Here is a 1,983-nt window from a genome sequence, read left to right as displayed (position 1 = left end):
GCCAAGCTTTTCTGGTCGGAACCCCCTAAGCCGAGTTTTCAAGGTGCTGCGCCGTCCACTTGGTTTTCGAGACTGGCCTTTTAATTCTAACGTAAAGCCAACCTAGAACGGCGGGGTTTCAGACCCAAAATTTCCGATGAAGACTCCCTGTGCAAGGTTCTCGTCAAAATGCACACAGTTGCTGGTCACGATGTCATAACAGTCAACGAAGTGGGACTTTCTGGACAGCCAGATTCTGTTGTCTTGAACTATGCCCGACAAAACAATCGAATGCTGCTAACTCGTAATTGCCGAGATTTTGAAGCCATCCATCAAGAAAACCCCTGCCATTCAGGTATTTTGGCCATTTACGAGAATAGGGACTACTCAAAAGATCTCAGTAGAGGGGAAATTGTCAAAGCGATCGCCAATCTGGAAACTGCTAATATCCCTCCGGCCAATCAGTTCATCTCCCTGAATCAGTGGAACTATTAGCTTTTCTAGGTTTGGCTAAGGAACAACCCAACCCAACACCAAAGCTGGACAACAATAGATTACACACTAAACTAAAATAAGCTGTATCCTAAGCTACAATTTAATAAATCTTTATATTTCTCTCCCTAATCAGTTAGCCGTAGCTTGGGTTGAGCTATCATTATTGCTCAGGTATTACCCATCGGCTCAAAAGGCGAAACCCAACAAAAATTGTGAAAATATTCCAGGAAGTTGTTGGGTTGAGCTATCATTATTGCTCCGGTATTACCCATCGGCTCAAAAGGCGAAACCCAACAAAAATTGTGAAAATATTCCAGGAAGTTGTTGGGTAACAGGTGTCTGAATAAGTTGATTAATTAATCGAGCCGTAGGTTGGGTTGAGCTATCATTATTACTCAGGTATTACCCATCGGCTCAAAAGGCGAAACCCAACAAAAATTGTGAAAATATTCCAGGAAGTTGTTGGGTTTCCTTGCGTCAACCCAACCTACAAGTCTCACCCCTGGGAATTGTACAATAAGGTTGTACAAGTATCCCCTTACTCTCAAACACAGTATTTTATCAACTGTAGATATCTCGGCGATGTCCAACCTTATGGATGGTAAGCCGCTTTGCTTCGGGTGCAAAAGAATAGATAACTCTATAGTCACCGACTCGAAGCTTGAAAAGACCACTCAAATTAGCACTTAAAGCTTGAGGACTAACATTTTCAAAATTATCCAACAACCAGCGAACTTTCCGCAAAATTCGCTCTTGAATGATAGGAGCGAGTGCTTCTAAATCAGCGATTGCTTCGCGGCTAAATTCTACAAAGTAAGCCATTACCAGTTTAATCCTAATTTTTTGGCTACTTCCTCGGCTGAAACCCCATTTTCTCCTATTTCAGTCCGTCTTAGAGAGTCAAGAAGTTGTTGCTTAACTTCAGGTTTGACTTCTTTATCTTGGTCAGGATCGAGTAAGATAGATTGGATGGTTTCGGCAACAGTTTCTTGAATGAGGAGCTTGAGTTCTTCAACGGTTAGCTCTTTAACTTGCATATTTTTAACTAGGAGAGAAGAATAAATAAACTACTCCTAATTTTGACACTAAATTGGCTATTTGGCTCTTCTCGACTTTGTGTGATCATCAATGCTTTGTCTCGTTCCAAGGTAGAACCTCTGAAAATGCCTTGCCAGGGAGACCCTAGCAACGAGGTGATAGTTGTTTAATAAGCGAAAGGAAAAAACAAACCCCTTCAACTCTGATTAAGGGGGCATTTATGGTATTTTTAGAGGCAATTTAGCCTACCTTTGTGGTTTCTTTTTCGGTGGATTGGGAGGGGTTTAGTTGGCAACTGATAATAAAGCCTCTTCTATTGGCTTTGGTAACTCAATAGCATAAAACCGATTCTGGCTCTTCGGTAATTGTTATGCAATGGACGGGGGTTATAAGGGATGGAACCCTTATATAGAAAAGCATTTAGCGATTTTTGTCAATTGTTTTTGCTCTAGAGCGAACTAATCAATTAAG

3 protein-coding genes are annotated in these 1,983 nt (G+C 41.4%); 1 reads left to right on the top strand and 2 read right to left on the bottom strand.

Translation table 11 applies throughout. From position 1 onward, the window contains the following. Positions 1-168 precede the first annotated feature (168 nt). The gene (locus tag PX482_RS05795; RefSeq protein WP_002759897.1) at positions 169-474 is read left to right on the top strand and encodes a DUF5615 family PIN-like protein; all 306 of its coding nucleotides are present in this window, start codon (positions 169-171) and stop codon (positions 472-474) included. Between the two features lie 561 nt (positions 475-1,035). Here PX482_RS05795 and PX482_RS05790 read toward each other — a convergent pair. Together PX482_RS05790 and PX482_RS05785 are read right to left on the bottom strand one after the other, a co-directional pair. After that, positions 1,036-1,296, bottom strand: coding sequence for a type II toxin-antitoxin system RelE family toxin (locus PX482_RS05790; protein ID WP_002759899.1), 261 nt, complete (start codon positions 1,294-1,296; stop codon positions 1,036-1,038). Then, the gene (locus PX482_RS05785; RefSeq protein WP_002759900.1) at positions 1,296-1,511 is read right to left on the bottom strand and encodes a hypothetical protein; all 216 of its coding nucleotides are present in this window, start codon (positions 1,509-1,511) and stop codon (positions 1,296-1,298) included. Before PX482_RS05785 ends, PX482_RS05790 begins: the two co-directional genes overlap by 1 nt. Positions 1,512-1,983: the final 472 nt, after the last annotated feature.

The organism is Microcystis sp. M53602_WE12, from assembly GCF_030065455.1.
GTDB lineage: Bacteria > Cyanobacteriota > Cyanobacteriia > Cyanobacteriales > Microcystaceae > Microcystis > Microcystis aeruginosa.
This window is presented reverse-complemented; position numbering and strand designations above follow the sequence as displayed.